The 15,192-nt window shown below is 31.2% G+C and carries 15 protein-coding genes and 1 pseudogene; 3 read left to right on the plus strand and 13 right to left on the minus strand.

Features of this window, described 5'->3' with window-relative positions; all coding sequences use genetic code 11:
• Window positions 1-14 precede the first annotated feature (14 nt).
• The 6 genes from WFZ85_RS03040 to WFZ85_RS03065 all read right to left on the minus strand — a co-directional run bounded on the left by WFZ85_RS03040 (window position 15) and on the right by WFZ85_RS03065 (window position 6,646).
• On the minus strand, window positions 15-779 hold the full coding sequence (locus tag WFZ85_RS03040) for a tetratricopeptide repeat protein (RefSeq protein WP_342694809.1): 765 nt from the start codon (window positions 777-779) through the stop codon (window positions 15-17).
• Between the two features lie 15 nt (window positions 780-794).
• Window positions 795-1,835, minus strand: a complete 1,041-nt coding sequence (locus tag WFZ85_RS03045) for a VWA domain-containing protein (protein ID WP_342694810.1) — start codon at window positions 1,833-1,835, stop codon at window positions 795-797.
• Between the two features lie 93 nt (window positions 1,836-1,928).
• Window positions 1,929-2,933 carry a vWA domain-containing protein gene (locus tag WFZ85_RS03050; protein WP_342694811.1) on the minus strand — a complete coding sequence of 335 codons (1,005 nt, stop codon included), beginning with the start codon at window positions 2,931-2,933 and terminating at the stop codon, window positions 1,929-1,931.
• On the minus strand, window positions 2,933-4,561 hold the full coding sequence (locus tag WFZ85_RS03055; protein ID WP_342694812.1) for a hypothetical protein: 1,629 nt from the start codon (window positions 4,559-4,561) through the stop codon (window positions 2,933-2,935). Before WFZ85_RS03055 ends, WFZ85_RS03050 begins: the two co-directional genes overlap by 1 nt.
• 114 nt (window positions 4,562-4,675) lie before the next feature.
• Entirely contained in the window at window positions 4,676-5,542 is an 867-nt protein-coding gene (locus WFZ85_RS03060; protein WP_342694813.1) for a DUF58 domain-containing protein, read from the minus strand.
• Between the two features lie 99 nt (window positions 5,543-5,641).
• Entirely contained in the window at window positions 5,642-6,646 is a 1,005-nt protein-coding gene (locus tag WFZ85_RS03065; protein WP_342694814.1) for an AAA family ATPase, read from the minus strand.
• 238 nt (window positions 6,647-6,884) lie between these two features.
• Here WFZ85_RS03065 and WFZ85_RS03070 point away from each other — a divergent pair, with 238 nt between their 5' ends.
• From WFZ85_RS03070 to WFZ85_RS03080, 3 genes and pseudogenes are all read left to right on the plus strand, one after another.
• On the plus strand, window positions 6,885-7,751 hold the full coding sequence (locus WFZ85_RS03070) for an aldo/keto reductase (protein ID WP_342694815.1): 867 nt from the start codon (window positions 6,885-6,887) through the stop codon (window positions 7,749-7,751).
• Between the two features lie 75 nt (window positions 7,752-7,826).
• A complete protein-coding gene (locus WFZ85_RS03075) occupies window positions 7,827-8,978 on the plus strand; it encodes an ATP-binding protein (protein WP_342694816.1) in 1,152 nt (383 codons plus the stop codon).
• A pseudogene (locus tag WFZ85_RS03080) lies at window positions 8,971-9,093 on the plus strand (metallophosphoesterase); the annotation flags it as partial. The gene WFZ85_RS03075 and the pseudogene WFZ85_RS03080, both read left to right, overlap by 8 nt.
• A gap of 129 nt (window positions 9,094-9,222) precedes the next feature.
• On the opposite strand, the gene WFZ85_RS03085 reads toward WFZ85_RS03080, so the two are convergent.
• From WFZ85_RS03085 to WFZ85_RS03115, 7 genes are all read right to left on the minus strand, one after another.
• Window positions 9,223-10,356, minus strand: a complete 1,134-nt coding sequence (locus tag WFZ85_RS03085) for a hypothetical protein (RefSeq protein ID WP_342694817.1) — start codon at window positions 10,354-10,356, stop codon at window positions 9,223-9,225.
• Between the two features lie 22 nt (window positions 10,357-10,378).
• Window positions 10,379-10,831: a hypothetical protein gene (locus tag WFZ85_RS03090; RefSeq protein WP_342694818.1), complete on the minus strand. Its 453-nt coding sequence runs from the start codon at window positions 10,829-10,831 to the stop codon at window positions 10,379-10,381.
• Window positions 10,832-10,856: 25 nt separating this feature from the next.
• Window positions 10,857-11,075, minus strand: a complete 219-nt coding sequence (locus tag WFZ85_RS03095) for a hypothetical protein (RefSeq protein ID WP_342694819.1) — start codon at window positions 11,073-11,075, stop codon at window positions 10,857-10,859.
• A 275-nt stretch (window positions 11,076-11,350) separates the two neighbouring features.
• Complete coding sequence (locus tag WFZ85_RS03100; RefSeq protein ID WP_342694820.1) at window positions 11,351-11,956, minus strand: hypothetical protein; 606 nt, start codon at window positions 11,954-11,956, stop codon at window positions 11,351-11,353.
• 330 nt (window positions 11,957-12,286) lie between these two features.
• Window positions 12,287-13,465 carry a carboxypeptidase-like regulatory domain-containing protein gene (locus tag WFZ85_RS03105; protein ID WP_342694821.1) on the minus strand — a complete coding sequence of 393 codons (1,179 nt, stop codon included), beginning with the start codon at window positions 13,463-13,465 and terminating at the stop codon, window positions 12,287-12,289.
• 204 nt (window positions 13,466-13,669) lie between these two features.
• Window positions 13,670-14,413 carry a hypothetical protein gene (locus tag WFZ85_RS03110; protein ID WP_342694822.1) on the minus strand — a complete coding sequence of 248 codons (744 nt, stop codon included), beginning with the start codon at window positions 14,411-14,413 and terminating at the stop codon, window positions 13,670-13,672.
• A 38-nt stretch (window positions 14,414-14,451) separates the two neighbouring features.
• The gene (locus WFZ85_RS03115; protein ID WP_342694823.1) at window positions 14,452-15,036 is read right to left on the minus strand and encodes a hypothetical protein; all 585 of its coding nucleotides are present in this window, start codon (window positions 15,034-15,036) and stop codon (window positions 14,452-14,454) included.
• Window positions 15,037-15,192: the final 156 nt, after the last annotated feature.

Genomic DNA, 15,192 nt, shown 5'->3' on the forward strand with positions numbered 1-15,192 from the left:
TTTATTCTAAAAAATTACCAATCTTTTTCTGCTTTTTTAGGATTGGCCTGAATCTTTTGTTTATTTACTTTATCCTGAACTTTTTTCTCTTCGTTGTTCACAGCATCAAGTAAATTTTGTACTCTTTCTTTTGAAACGCCACCAGGTTGAGGTTGTGGCTTTCCTTGATTTTGGTCTTTGTTATCTTTTTTATCGTTTTTACCTTCTTTATTGTCTTTATCTTTTTGTTCTTTGTCTTTGTCCTTGTCTTTTCCTTTGTCTTTATCGTCTTTCTTTTTTTGGTCTTCTTTTTGATTTTTCTTGTCTTTGCCTTTATCGTCATTTTTCTTTGGCGGATTTTCTTTCAACATTTTTTTTGCCAAAGCATAATTGTATCGTGTTTGTTCGTCTTCAGGATTATTTCGCAAGGCATTTTTATAAGCTTCCACTGCGTTAGAATAATCTTTGTCTTTCATAAACGTGTTCCCAATGTTGTGAAAGGCATTGTGCTTTTCTTCTCTTTTTTTGGCCGTTTTTAATGCTTTTGCATAATGATATTTGGCTTCATTCGTTTGATTTTGTCTATAAATAGCATTGCCTAAATTATAGGAAGCAATCGATTTTTTTGGATTTTTCGATTCTGAAATTCGATATTCAGCTTCGGCATCATTGTATTTTTTTTCTTCAAAAGAAACGTTTCCTTTTGGCAAATTTTTATCTTTCTCCTTTTCTTGTGCTTTCACTAAGAATGAGCATAAGAAAAGAAAAATTAACATCAAATATTTGTTTCTGTCTATCATCTATCAGTCTATTGTCTAATTGTCTTTTTCATTAAATAGGTTCATTTTCTTCACCCATTTTGTTTTTCTTTCTAAAAGGAAAATATCTAAAAATAATAGGAAAAAGCCAAAGCCCAAAAACCATTGAAATTGCGACTTAAAATCGGCCATTTGGGTGCTTTCAAACTCTGTTTTTTGAATATTATCCAGTGCATTTTTCACATAATCCAAAACGGTTTTTGTTGAATTACCATCTACATAACCGCCATTGGCACTTTTGGCAACTGTTTTTAATACTTCTTCATTTCTCTTGGTGATTACCACTTCGTTGTTTTGATCTCTTTGAAATGACTCTACTATACCATTTCTTTTTAACGGAATTGGTCCGCCTTTTTCTGTTCCAACACCGATGGTTAGGATTTTTAAACCGAGCTTTTTGGCTTCTTCTAAAGCTTCTTGGTACTCATCTGTATGGTCTTCACCATCTGAAATGATGACTAATAACTTATTTGTTTTGTCTTTTTTGTCAACAAACGTTGTGGCTAAAGTTATCGCTTGGTCAATTGATGTTCCTTGTGCTGAAATCATTCCTGGATTCATGCTTTGTAAAAACATTTTTGCCACACCATAATCTGTTGTTATGGGTAAAACAGGAAATGCACTTCCAGAATAGGCAATAATTCCGATTCTATCACTGCCTAATTGATTGATAATTTGAGAAACTAATTGTTTGCTTTTTTCCAATCTACTTGGTGCAACATCTTCTGCCAACATACTTTTTGAAACGTCAAGCGCAAAAATTATATCTATTCCTTGTCTTTTTACAGTTTCTAATTTGGTTCCCATTTTTGGATTAACTAGTCCAATGATGATAAACGTTAACCCTAAAAGTACTAACACGAATTTTAAAACTTGTTTAAAAACCGATTTCTCTGGACTTAATTTTTTTAGCAAATCTAAATTACCAAATTCCTTTTGTTTTTTTACTTTCCAATAGTATACATACAAGAAAAGCATTGCCAATATTGGAATGACAATCAAGAAATATAAATACCCTTTTTCTTCTAACTCGTACATAATTTTTTCTTAACCACTAAGTGCACAAAGATTATTTTAGTAACTGAACATCGTGACCATTGTGCCTTCCTAGTGTTTTTTATGTTTAATTTATTAAATAAAACTTCTATAAACGGTGTTTCTTAAACCAATTTCTATTAATACTAAACCAAAAGCAAACCAAACAAAAGGCCTAAATTTTTCTTGATAATCATAGAATTTTAATTCTTCAATTTCAGTGGTTTCTAGCTTATTGATTTCGTTGTAAATTTCTTCTAATTTTTTATTGTTTATTGCTCTATAATATTTGCCTCCAGTTGTTTTAGCAATAGCGTTCATTAAATCTTCATCTATTTCAACAGGCATCATTTTGAATAAAAATCCGCCGTTTGGTGCGTAAGCATAGGGGAAAAGCGCATTTCCATTTGTTCCAATACAAATGGTGTATACTTTTATTCCATATTCGCTGGCAATTTGCGAAGCGGTTTCAGGTTCAATAAAACCAGCGTTATTTTCGCCATCAGTTAAAAGAATAATAATTTTACTCTTTGCTTTACTGTCTTTCAATCGATTTACTGCCGTTGCCAAACCCATCCCAATTCCAGTTCCATCTTGAATTACATTGTCATATTTTATACTTTGAATAGCATTTAAAACAACTGCTTTATCGCTAGTTACGGGAGTTTTTGTATACGCTTCTGCAGCATAAACTACAATTCCAATTCTATCGTTTGGTCTTCCTTCAACAAAAGTGGCTGCTACTTTTTTAAGCGCTTCCATTCGGTTGGGTTTTAAATCTTTGGCCAACATACTTCCTGAAACGTCCATTGCCATAACAATATCAATTCCTTTGGTTGATTTTGTTTGGCTACTAATGTCCACTTTTCTTGGTCTTGCCATTGCGATTATTAAAGAGCTTAAAGCCAATAATCGCAACACAAAAAGATAAGGTTTTAATTTAGCGACTAAAGATTTTTGTGTTTGAAAACCTTTAATCGAACTCATTTTTAATGTAGCAGTTTGTTGTTTTCGTTTAAAATATAGCCACGCAACTGCTGCTGGAAGTAATAAAAACAACCAGAAAAATTCAGGATTTAAAAAAGTGACTTCTTTAAACATTATTGTGCCATTTTTAATTCAACCGAATTCAAGATTCTTTCCCCAATTTGTTGTCCATATTTATCTCCTTCTTGATGTACAATTAGGATTTGTTGCAAACCATTATTTTGACCAAAAAGCAATAATTCATAATACATTTTTGTTGATTTTCCTTTTATTTTATCAAGCGCAGTCATTGTGCCATAGGCTTTTTTACCTTTGATACCTTGTTGTGTGTCAAAATTTTCGGTTTTCACAATTATATTTTGTGCGCCTTGACTTTCCAAGGATTTTAGAAAGGCTTCGGCTGCTTTGTCGAGGTCTAATTGTACTTCTTGTTTATAGCTAAGTGTTGAAACCGCGATATTAAAATTTTCTAAAATACTTCCATATTCAAAAAGTTGCATGTCTTTGATTAAAGCAGCGGCATCTTTTGGTAGCGATTTAGAAGCATCCATTCTTTTTAAAACTTTGGGCGTTTCTATTTTTATACCAGGATTTCCATATTCGCTAAAAACCCATTCGCCTTCTACTAAATCTTTAGTTGGATGACCAATGAAATTATCTTTGACATAATCAAAACCTTTGAAATAAATTAGTCCCAAAACAAAAAGCAGCAACATTCCAAGAACAATTCCAACGGTTGAAATTATTCTAACGCGTTTTTGTTTTTTAAGTTTTTGTAAACGTGCCAATTCTTTTTGCTGTTCGTTCCAAAGTTGTAATTCATCGTTTTCTTCAACAACTTCAGGAATTGATTTGTGAATGGTTACTATAGAATTAGAGATACGTTTTTTATCTTCTTCAATTTCATAATCAAGCGGCTTTACTTTAGCAAATTTTACTAAATCGGCTTGTTTTAAAACTTTTTCTAGGTTATCGACCGTTTCGTTAGATAGTTTTAGTTTCTTTTGTTTGGCAGCTTTTCGCAATCCTTCAATTAGTTCCGAAGTCGTACTTTCCATTGCTGGAATGTTGATTTCTTCTTCAATATAATTTCTAGCAATATCCGTCAATTCCGAATAATAACTTTTGATTTCGCCTTTCTGCCAAAGTTCTTTACTTTCTAGTTGTTGTAATAATGTTGTTGCTTTTTCAATTGGTGTTTTGAAAACAATTTCTTCAACTGTGGGTTGACTTTGTCTGTGCTTGATGAACTTGTAAGCGTAATAGCCAATAACGCCAATAGCAATTAAAATCAAAAGATATATCCACCAATTTCCTATCGGACTGTCAACAACGGCAATGTCTTTGATGTCATACATTTTCTGTTTAAGCGTATCGACTTTTACATCATTGACTTCCACTTTTATGCTATCAGAAAAGGAAGGTTTTCCGTTTATTAAAACTGGAATTCTTGGAATGGTATATTTTCCGCTATCAAATTGAGTTAATCCATATTTTTTTATCAGTTCATAACGAGCGCCATTTCTAACGGTGTCTATTTTATAGGATTGGATTACTTCCAAAGAGCCAAAAAACTTCGCATTAGGAAATTTTACTTTGGAAAATGTATCAACATCGGTTTTCAAAGTCAGTTTGAACTCAGCCCCAATTTTCTTTTTGGTAGAGTCTATAGAAGTCGTGACTTTTTGGGCAAAAAGTGAGGTTGGTAATAGAAGAAATAATATGTATAATTTAATTTTCATTTGTTTTCTTAACCGCGAAGTTCGCAAGGCTTTCGCAAGGTTCGCAAAGATTATATTTTTGAAAAACAAAACTGGCGTGCTTTGCGTATCTCTTTGCGAACTTTGCGGTAAATTTTATCTCGATTTAAAATAACTTAACAATTTTGTCACATAACTTTCGTCAACACGCGTGTTAACAGTTCCTGAGCCACATTTTGAAAAAATGTCCTTAAAATAATTTACTTTTTCTTGATAGTGTTTTTCATAATTCATTCGTGCTTTTTTTGAACTCGTGTCCACCACTAAAATTTCTCCTGTTTCTGCATCTTCCATTTCTACCATTCCAATGTTTGGTATTTTTTCTTCGCGAATGTCAAACACCCGAATTCCAGTAACATCATGTTTTTTGGAAGCTATTTTCAAGGTTTTCTCATAATCATCATTAACCATGAAATCTGAAATCACAAATACGATAGCTTTCTTTTTTTGTGTTCCCGATAAAAATTTCAAAGCTTGCGACAAATCGGTTTTGTTACTTTTCGGTTGAAATTCGATTAGTTCACGAATGATTCGCAACACATGAGATTTTCCTTTTTTGGGTGGAATGTATAATTCAATTTGGTCCGAAAATAATATCAAACCTATTTTATCATTGTTTTGTGTTGCCGAAAAAGCCATAGTTGCGGCTATTTCAGTAACAATTTCGCTTTTCAACTGATTTTTTGTTCCAAAACTTTCTGAACCCGAAATATCTACCATCAACATCATGGTCAATTCGCGTTCTTCTTCAAAAACTTTTACGTGAGCTTCGTTATATCTTGCCGTGACATTCCAGTCAATCGCACGAATATCGTCACCATATTGGTATTGACGCACTTCAGAAAAAGTCATTCCACGTCCTTTAAAGGAAGTATGATATTCGCCCGAAAAGATATGATCGCTCAATCTTCGGGTTTTGATTTCTATTTTTCGGACTTTTTTGAGAAGGTCTTTTGTTTCCATTTTTAGATAGTGTTCAGTGTTCAGAAATTAGTGTTCAGTAAAATTTTCTATGAAAAATAAATAACTGACCACTTAAAACTGACCACTGCCAACTTTGAATTAAGGTACTTCAATTTCATTCACGATTTTGTTAATGATGTCCACAGAAGTAATATTTTCGGCTTCGGCTTCGTAAGTAATTCCAATTCTGTGACGCAAAACATCATGAACTACAGCGCGAACATCTTCAGGAATTACATAACCACGACGTTTGATAAAAGCATAGCATTTTGCAGCAGTTGCTAAATTGATACTTCCACGTGGAGAAGCACCAAAACCAATCAGTGGCTTTAGACTTTCTAATTTGTATTTTTCTGGGAAACGAGTAGCGAAAATAATATCTAAGATATATTTTTCAATTTTTTCATCCATATACACTTCGCGAACGGCTTCTTGAGCTCGTAAAATTTGGTCTACAGAAACCACTTGGTTTACTTTTTCGTATGAGCCTTTCAGATTTTGACGAATAACCATACGTTCTTCATCAATTTTTGGGTAGTCGATAACCGTTTTTAGCATAAAACGATCCACTTGCGCTTCGGGTAAAGGATAGGTTCCTTCTTGCTCAATCGGGTTTTGGGTTGCAAGAACTAAAAAAGGCTTGTCTAATTTGAAAGTAGTATCGCCAATGGTTACTTGTTTTTCCTGCATGGCTTCGAGCAGCGCTGATTGTACTTTAGCTGGTGCACGATTTATCTCATCAGCAAGCACGAAATTAGCAAAGATTGGTCCTTTTTTTATGGAAAACTCGTTGGCTTTAATGTTATAAATCATGGTTCCAATAACATCAGCAGGCAATAAATCGGGCGTGAATTGAATACGACTAAAACTTCCGTGAACTGCTTTAGACAAGGTGTTAATGGCTAAGGTTTTTGCCAAACCTGGAACTCCTTCTAGAAGAATGTGGCCTTGACCCAATAAACCTATTAGTAAGCGTTCTACCATGTGTTTTTGACCCACAATAACTTTGTTCATTTCCATAGTCAATAAATCAATGAAAGCACTTTCTCTTTCAATTTTTTCATTGATAGCTCTTATGTCAATTGTAGTACTATTATCTTCCATAATTTTATTTTTATGATGTTCAATTAAGTTCAAAATTTTAACATTTCAAAATTGAAAATTTAATCCCTTATCAGATGTTAATAATCCGTTAAAACTTTGTAAAACATCCCAATATTAAGGATGATTTATGATTTTCTTTTCATATTTTTAAGACCGAAATCTTTTTCACTCTTTTTTCAAGACGATGATAAATTGCTTTCAAAAAGCAGCAATCTTATTAATTAAAAAAAACAAACACATGCAAACAAAACTTTCACCTATAATTGCCGGAACGATGAACTGGGGAATTTGGGACAAAAAATTGAATACTTATGAAATGGCGCACATTATCAATGTGTGTGTTGAAAATAAAATAACCACATTTGATCATGCTGATATTTATGGGAATTATACCACCGAAGCCGATTTTGGAAAAGCATTTACCCAAAGTAAAATAGCAAGAGACAAAATCCAGTTGGTTTCAAAATGTGGTATTCAAAGCGCAGGTTCACGAAATAACACCATTAAACATTATGATTATTCCAAAGACTACATCATTTGGTCTGTGGAAAACTCTCTAAAAAACTTGCAAACCGATTTTTTAGATGTGTTGCTTTTACATCGCCCAAGTCCTTTGATGGTCGCAGATGAAATTGCTGAAGCAGTTGAAAAGCTAAAAAAAGAAGGTAAAATTATTGATTTTGGAGTATCGAATTTTACAGCATCCCAAACCGAATTGATTCGTCAAAAAACGGAGATTAGTTATAATCAAGTGCAGTTTTCGGCAACACATTTTGAAGCTATGTTGGATGGGAGTTTGGACTATATGCAAACGCATGATATTCGTCCCATGTCATGGAATCCATTGGGAACCGTTTTTAGAGAAGACATTGAACAAACACGACGATTGAAAAAACTACTAGTTCAGTTGGTTGAAAAATACCATTTAGGTTCTGATACTATTTTATTGGCTTGGATTTTAAAACATCCGTCAAAAGTAATTCCTGTAGCTGGAACTGTAAATATTGCCCGAATTCAAGCTTTGATGAAAGCAGTAGAATTAAATTTGGAACAAGTAGATTGGTTTGCTATTTGGACTGAAAGTATGGGAAATAAAGTGCCGTAAATTTAGTTTACAGTCGCAGTTTACAGTCGCAGTTTTGTGCTGTAAACTGAGACTGAGACTGCAAACTAAAAAAAAGTGATAAACAAACGTCTTCTTATCAAGAATTTACTAGCTCACAACGATGAGAACACTTTTTATGATAAAAAGCGGCAGTTGAATTTACATGCTAAAGAAGGGAAAGCTAAGTTTTTAAAACATATTTGCGCGCTGTCTAACTCTAATCCATCAAATAACTCATATATCGTTGTAGGTGTAGAAGATGAAAAAAACGAAATTACGGGCGATGATTTTTTTGACGATAGCCGAATACAAAATTTGGTGAATGCTTATCTAGAAAATCCACCTAAAATTCAATACGAAAATGTGCCTTTTCCAAACTTGCCAAAAGATAAAGTAATAGGATTGGTTACTATAAAACCGAAGCACAAAGTCTCGTTTTTTAAGAAAAATATACATACTATTTTAGCCAATACGGTTTTTATTCGTCGAGGAAGCAATTCTATTCCAACAGAAGAAAAAATTCCATATACCAAACAAAATATTGAAACAATTATTAGCATCGAAAACAATTCTAGAAATAGTATTGCCCATACGCTTGATGGTGTAATGAATTTTATGGTCGAAAGACACGGAGATATGTCTTCAAATTATAAGGTTTTTAAGGAATTGTTTGTCATTTGTTGGGCAGGAATTTCTAAAAAAGTGAGAGAAACCACTTATTTTTCAAGAGTAGATATCGAATTAGTAAACGAGCAGATAAAACTATTTTATTCTGCTCAAGATGTTGTTACAATTTCGTTTGACGAAAATTCTTTTACTATCACCGAATTTGTTCCTTTAGGGTTGAATGATAAAACAAGTTATTATCCATTAGAAAAAGTAACGATACATTTTTTTGATAACGGGTATTATAAAATGGAAACCCAAATGCTTTTTGAACCTCCAGCATTTAACAAAAAAATGTTGCATCATATTTATAATTCCAATATTGCATTACTCAAAAAAATAGAAAAAGGATATCCAATTTCAGAAAGAGAAGAAAAAGATTTAGAGAATTTATCTTCCACTTTAATGATTTGTTATCTCAATGGTTTTGACGATGCCAAGCAAAAATTAATTGAAGCAAAACCATTTTTGAAAACCCAAAAAAACCCAACAATTTACCTTAGCTTTAAAGAAGCGATGCGAATTTTAAGAAAAATGAAATACAACAAAAACAATGCATAGAAAACTAGTAATTGGCGACATTCACGGCGGATTAAGAGCGTTACATCAAATCATGGAAAGGGCCAAAGTAACCTCTGATGACACTTTGATTTTCCTTGGAGATTATGTTGATGGACATTTGTAAATATAGGAACTGATTTTTTTGTCATTTTACATAAAAAAAACGACAGTCATAAACTTGTCGTTTTTTAAAGATAAAAATCAACCCAATTTTTAACTAACTATTTCGTTTTGAAATCATCGATCAAAATTCATTTAATCCGTATAATATTTCCTTCATTTTTGTGCCGTTGATTTCTACTGGCTTGTAGGCAATGTTGAATTTATCGATGGCTACATCAATGTCGGCTTTTAATTTTTTATATTCTAAAGGCAATTTGGTTTCGCATTGTTTTTCGTTTTCATAGCTATTCAGAATAATTTTAAATTTTTCGTAAAATTTACCTCCTTGATCAATAAAGTTGTTGTATTGAGTGATAAACTGTAACAAACGATCAATTGGAAACTCAAGGTTGACTTGCATTTTATATTGTGCTGTTCCTGTTGCTTTTTTCATTGTTGCTAAATACTCTTCCATTTTTTGCGTTACCGTTTCCCAATCATCGCTGGTGCGACAGTTTTCTAAAGTGGCAACATAATTAATAGGTTTAGTATAATCTTTAAATAAAAGTTCGATATCGAGTTTGATTTTGTCGTTGCTTTTTTGAAGAAAAGCCGTTTCAAAATAGATGGTATTCAAATCGTTTTGCATGCGAAGCGTAAAATCGAGAATACAATCTACATTTGCTAATTCTTTTTCTTTTTCGTCTCTAGACATTGAAGAACCAAGCATGTTGGTAAAGGTTTGCACAACAGAAACAATAGTGTTGGTTCCTAGAACAGATGTTAAATCATATCCGTTTTTTTTGTCTTTTTTAGACGATACCAAATCTTTCAATTTTTCATATTCGGGATATTGATTCGGATTCGATATTTTATTGATTTCATTTAAGGTTCTTACCGAAGCAAAATGATGATCCAAACTCAAAACTTTTTCATAAAGAATTTTGATAATTTGCAACCCTTTTAAATAACGAATTTTAGAAATTTCTCCTGAACTTTCTGCTTTTAACTCGAAAATTTCATTTTTAATTCGGTCTTTTTCGACTAATAAATCCACTTTTTGTTCGGTACTAATGGCTAGAAATAATGCCTCATTTACTTGTTTTAATTGGTATTGTTTGTCATCCAATAACAATTCGTATTTATGATTTATTGCTTTAATTTCATTTAACAATTCGGTTATTAAAACATTCGGATTGTCATTGTCTACAATTGAAAAAGCAGTTGCTTTTACAAACAGAAGTAGTAAAACCAAGGTATATTTTGCTTTTTTCATGAGTTAATTTTTTTAAAATAATCTATCTGTAGGGCGATAAAGCAAGAGTAACATGTACTTTATCTTTTGTAATTTCTAAAGGATAACTTCCTCTTTTTAACAGACGATATCCTGGATCAAGTTCTAAATAGAGTATTGTATTGATGTCAAAAATAAAATCTTGATCTTGTAAAAAAACCAATTCTTCGTTTGGCCCAATTTTGGCGTATTCTTTACCAAAAAACAACTTCTGATTTTCAACACTTAGATTATTCAAATCTATTTCGAGAATCATACTATAGGGAGAAAGTTTTATGACATTAAAGTTTTTCATATTGTTTGTTTTATTATCTGTTATTGTTTCGGTAACGCATCTTCCAAGACCGCCCTTACAACTCATTCCGCGAATATCTTCACTAAAGGTTTTAGTTTTAGATTGTGCTGACATTACCATTGTTAAAAGCAATGTGGTGGCTGTGATTATTAGCTTTATCATGTTTTTAAATTTTGAATATTACTTTTTACTCTAAAAGAGTCATTTTAATAATGCAATCCAATTGTTGCCTTTTGCATCCTTTTGTTTTTGAGGTTTCAGCAAATTTATAAGTCCCAGCTGCTGAACCATTCAAAACTTCCATTCCGTCGGGCTTGGGTTTTGATTTTTTTATAGAAGCGAAAAGCAGTTGAGCGTTGGCTATTTCTTTTCCAGTATACTCTTTACTAATTTGAGTTTTTAACAAACCTGTTCTTTTTGTGTGTGTATTGGTTTGCATAATAAAAACAATAATCACGAATAGTGGCTAACTTTTTCATTTTCTTTTCTTTTAGGAAAGTACATATTTGTATCGCTTTGATGTTGTAAAATTAGAGGTAAAGAAAGCTTTGCTTTTACACTAAAAGTGTAAAAAATGTTAAAGTGTATCTTTTATGAATAAACTGTGATTAAAAATTTTGGATTATTTGAACATAAAAAAAGACAACTCAATGTTGTCTTGTATTTTATAAAGGGTCTTGATTATTCTCTTATTCCGATTCCTTCTTTTTCTTCTTTAGAAAGGTTCCAGCTTTTTTGAAAGTCACAATTTAAAAGATAATAATTTACATTTATTCCTTTCTTTTTAGCATCATTAAGTAGTTTTACCCATTCAAATGCTTTCTCATCATTTAATTTTCCTGCAAAAACTGCCCAAGTAATAAACACATTTATATCTGCTTTGGTTGGAATCGTATTGTTGTTATTATTAATTAAAGCAACTAAATCATCCATTTTTTTAGTTTCGTCTTTTGGTAATTGAGAAAACGAACTTAAATCGGAAATGAATCCATCGATTTTTGCGTTACAGTCTGTAGCGGATTTTTTATAACTCACAAAAAAACCTTCTTTATTAAAAAAAACAGCATCTGGAATGGATAACAACTTCAGATTAGATGCCCCGGCATACGCCATTAAATTATTAAAAACATAAACATTTGAGGTGTCTATTTTTTTCTTATGTAAGAACATCTTTATTGAAACTTGATCTTCCAGCTTTGGATTTTTAACCGCATACGATTTTTTTAATACAGATTTGCAGCTTGTTAGCAATAGTAATGCTATCGCAATATGAAATAGGTTTTTCATGTTACTTTATTTTTAAAAATAGATGTAATTATACAGAATAGTATTGCTTTTTGCAAAAAAGAAAAAAAACCGACTCAAGTTGTGAGACGGCTAATTTTTTTTAATATGATATTACTTTTTTTTCATTTTTCTAAATTCGTTTATGATAAACCCCACATAAGGAATAAAAAGAAGGATATAGAGTATATGATTTTTATCCGGCAAGTATAGCAAAGAATAAATCCCAAAAAGCAATAGCAATATTAAAATTGTTGTTTTCATGTGTTAATTTTTAAATTAAAAAAATAAAAGGCAATGATATCTAGAATTTATAAAGGGTCTATAAAAAGTTTACTTGCCATTTAAAGTATTTATGATTTTTTCTTCTTCTTCATTTAATAGTATTATATTTTTTGTTTTCCAATATTCTTCTTTAAAATTATTCCCCGAAGAAAACAAACTTCTTTCTTTATGTCTTTTACTTCGGTCGAAATCGAATTCTCCTTCTTTATAATCAGTAGTCACAAGATCGCTAAGAAATTCATAAGTGTTGTCTATTCTATCATTCATTTTGAAATAAACGTTTAATTTATTTTGATTGTAAACCAAAATGTAATTATCCCCATCAATTTTAAAACTGGCTTTCCTACATTCTTCATTGATTTTAAACCTAAATAAACCAGCGTTTATTTCATCAATGTATTGTTTGTGTTCGGGTGACTTTTTCAGGTCAATTTCTAAAATTAATTTGGTTTTTACATCATATACTACTGTTCCACAATTCAAGCCTAATTTTACTTCTTTTTTGGGTATAACTGTCACCACTTCAATTGTATTTCCTTTGTCATCGTTTTTTGTTTCGATTTCATAGTCGTAGTTTTTGCTTTGCAAGATGAATTTTAATTTTTTTAAGTTGTACGCATCCGATATGGCATCTCTAACATCATAAAAATAGATAGCTTCATTCATTTTTTGGCGTTGAGCCGATGTTGAATCTTTCAAATCATAAGCTCTACTTTGATTAACATACAAGTCTGAAGCGCCGCTTTTTCGTTTGATGTTGTAATCCAATAAACCATCCGAAAAATTAGTGTAAACATCATCCACCTTGATAAATTCTCGATAATAGGTGCTTAATAACACCGATTTTTCAAGCTGCTTTTTAGAATTTTTAAGTGCTTCCATTACCGTTTCATTAATCGGTTGGTTTCTGATTACAACTTCTTGAAGTGTATACGATTTTGGTTCTAAAAGAATTTCAAGGTTATCATCTGTTGCCAGAATAGTGTAAGCATACTGATTATAATTTAAATGATTAAAAGTCAGCACATTATTTATTATGTTCAGCGTCATTCTAAATTTACCTTCTTCGTTAGTAATGGTCCCGCCATTAGTGTTTTTAATACCAACTGAAACTCCTTCAATAGGTATTGATGTAACTATGTCTTTTACAACTCCTGTGATTATTCTAGTTTGAGAAAAAAAGAATAGTGGATAAAGTAATAAAATAATAAAGATTGATTTTTTCATGTTTTTTATGTTTTAATAAAATCTTTTTTCGTAAACCTTTTTAAAAACAGTAAATGATTGAAAGAAATCAACAGGAATGTATTCAAATGTATTTCTTTTCAATGCTTTTGAATAAAATAAGTTTAACTCTTTTTTTATTGGAGAATAATGTATTTTAATAGAAAAAAACGACAAGTCACTTGAGATTGCCGTTTTTTATTAGAATTAGTTGAGCGTAAAACCTTCTTTTTGCAATTGTTTTTTTATGCCATTTATATGATTTTCGCCATAGAGGATTAAAATTTTATTATTATTAGCACTTAAAACAGTATTTACTACATTATTGTTCCTAAAATCGAGCGTTACTTTATCAATATTTTTAGCTCTTTTTCCGTTACAAGTAGTTTCCCTCCAATCAGTAATATAATCACAAGAGTCTAAAACAATGGTGCCATATAATCTTTCATATTCGCCGACAAACTCGTTTATAGTTACATCAACATTTTTTGAGTTATTCAAATCGGTTATTAAAAAATCGTACGTAGGTTGTGGTACAACATTTTTAGTAAATTCAAATTTAGGATTAACTTTTCTGATCTTCTCTAACAGTATTTCTTTGTAATCAACTTGTTTTGTATCAGATAAGTTGATTTTTATAGGTAAAATTTTCCTGTATTTGCGCCTATCATTTTCAGTAGCATTATTTGATTTTATCCTTTCATAAAAAACAACGTAACCTAGATTTTGATATTTAGCAAGAGCAACTTTTAAATTATCATAAAATTGTGGTGTACCTAAATGACGCAAAGGAATTATTTTGACTTCCTTATCATCTTTTATCAAGGTAACTTCAAAATTAATGTCATCACTATAAATTTTCTTCTTTTCAAGGGATTTATTAACTACACTGCTTAAAGAACAAGAGGAAAAAACAAATAGTAGTAGTAAAAGTAGGTTTGATGTTTTCATGATTAAAAATAGTGTTTAAAATGGTTGCTCCGCGCAAATTAGAATAAAGTAACTACGAACGTTAAAACATCTATTATCGATTTAAGAGTTTTTCTTCCTTCCTCAGTTCCAAACAACCATCTAATATGACAACCTATTTGGTACCAGCGACATCCCTCAACATTATCAAAAACCACTTCGCCGTTAGGTCCTTTTGTTTTAGTTGATAATTTTGTATTAATCGAATCATCCTCTATACCAAACATTATCGTTGAAGCTGCGTTTAAATTCTCGGTTTTTCCGTCATACATTAATTGTAAACCTTCTTTTGTAAAAATTGCAAATGGTTTAATTAACACTTCTTTTACTCTTTGGTCGGGAGCTTTATTAGTTAACAATTCATAAGATAGTTTTAAAATATTTTTAGCTTCTTCAGTTTGATTTTTAAAACCGTTACCATTAGATAGAGCAAGTAAAAACTCTTTTTCTGTCATTCCTGCTTTATAAAAACCTTTTATTGAGGAATAAAACGACATCGTACCGATTTGCAAATCGTTTTTGACACTTTCAGGTGTAAATTCCTGCGAATTTCCAACGAACCCTAACATAACTGTGGCAATTAAGCCAAATACTAATTTTTTCATATTATATAATTTTAAAGTTTTTTAAATCTGAAACCCTTTCAGACCTTTTTAATAATTGTTTTTTGTAACAAAAAATTCTCGAGTAATTTGTTATGTCAAAACTACTACAACCTCAAAAGGCGGTAGTACACTAAAAGTGTAAAAAAAGTTAAAATT

This window comes from Flavobacterium aureirubrum (genome assembly GCF_038739835.1).
Classification (GTDB): domain Bacteria; phylum Bacteroidota; class Bacteroidia; order Flavobacteriales; family Flavobacteriaceae; genus Flavobacterium; species Flavobacterium aureirubrum.

Bases quoted from the DNA above. Each gene is read 5' to 3' on its own strand.
- WFZ85_RS03040 (WP_342694809.1), bottom strand. From the start codon at position 779: ATGATAGACAGAAACAAATATTTGATGTTAATTTTTCTTTTCTTATGC.
- WFZ85_RS03045 (WP_342694810.1), bottom strand. From the start codon at position 1,835: ATGTACGAGTTAGAAGAAAAAGGGTATTTATATTTCTTGATTGTCATT.
- WFZ85_RS03050 (WP_342694811.1), bottom strand. From the start codon at position 2,933: ATGTTTAAAGAAGTCACTTTTTTAAATCCTGAATTTTTCTGGTTGTTT.
- WFZ85_RS03055 (WP_342694812.1), bottom strand. From the start codon at position 4,561: ATGAAAATTAAATTATACATATTATTTCTTCTATTACCAACCTCACTT.
- WFZ85_RS03060 (WP_342694813.1), bottom strand. From the start codon at position 5,542: ATGGAAACAAAAGACCTTCTCAAAAAAGTCCGAAAAATAGAAATCAAA.
- WFZ85_RS03065 (WP_342694814.1), bottom strand. From the start codon at position 6,646: ATGGAAGATAATAGTACTACAATTGACATAAGAGCTATCAATGAAAAA.
- WFZ85_RS03070 (WP_342694815.1), top strand. From the start codon at position 6,885: ATGCAAACAAAACTTTCACCTATAATTGCCGGAACGATGAACTGGGGA.
- WFZ85_RS03085 (WP_342694817.1), bottom strand. From the start codon at position 10,356: ATGAAAAAAGCAAAATATACCTTGGTTTTACTACTTCTGTTTGTAAAA.
- WFZ85_RS03090 (WP_342694818.1), bottom strand. From the start codon at position 10,831: ATGATAAAGCTAATAATCACAGCCACCACATTGCTTTTAACAATGGTA.
- WFZ85_RS03100 (WP_342694820.1), bottom strand. From the start codon at position 11,956: ATGAAAAACCTATTTCATATTGCGATAGCATTACTATTGCTAACAAGC.
- WFZ85_RS03105 (WP_342694821.1), bottom strand. From the start codon at position 13,465: ATGAAAAAATCAATCTTTATTATTTTATTACTTTATCCACTATTCTTT.
- WFZ85_RS03110 (WP_342694822.1), bottom strand. From the start codon at position 14,413: ATGAAAACATCAAACCTACTTTTACTACTACTATTTGTTTTTTCCTCT.
- WFZ85_RS03115 (WP_342694823.1), bottom strand. From the start codon at position 15,036: ATGAAAAAATTAGTATTTGGCTTAATTGCCACAGTTATGTTAGGGTTC.